Source organism: Psychroflexus aurantiacus (assembly GCF_010820555.1).
Lineage (GTDB): Bacteria > Bacteroidota > Bacteroidia > Flavobacteriales > Flavobacteriaceae > Psychroflexus > Psychroflexus aurantiacus.
Map to the genome: position 1 here is coordinate 1 of NZ_JAAIKD010000045.1, position 459 is coordinate 459.

Sequence of the window (459 nt, forward strand, 5' to 3'; positions counted from 1 at the left end):
TAATCCGGGTCGGTCGTACGAGGAGGCGTCTGTACACTTCCACGTATCGTCTCACCATCAATCGTGCTTGTAACAGATATGTAGCCTGAACCGCCGCCACCACCATTTTCACCCTGATTTGTACCCGTTTGGGCGCCAGAACCACCACCATAATAGCCGCCACCTCCTGCACCTCCATTATAAACCGCATTTCCGCCCACTAAATAGCCGCCGGGATTACCGCCAGAGCTTCCACCACCAGAGTATTGACTCCCACCCAATCCATCCAAAGGATTACCGCCAGAGCTTCCTCCGCCAGACAAGCCTCCGCCTTCACCGGCGTGAGAACCTGGATCATTGAAACTTGATGCAGTTCCACCTCCCCCGGCTATAGCTATTAAATCCGCTTTTGTAACCTCCCCTGGGACAGCTAGTGTCTTGTAAGTGAGGGCCGACATGCCACCGCCTGATCCGGCATTT

Annotated in this window: 1 protein-coding gene; it reads right to left on the reverse strand. The window is 54.5% G+C overall.

Annotated features, from left to right (window positions below; all coding sequences use genetic code 11):
* Positions 1 to 459, reverse strand: a 459-nt coding sequence (locus G3567_RS13265) for a glycine-rich protein (protein ID WP_262887127.1), incomplete at both ends; no start/stop codon positions are given.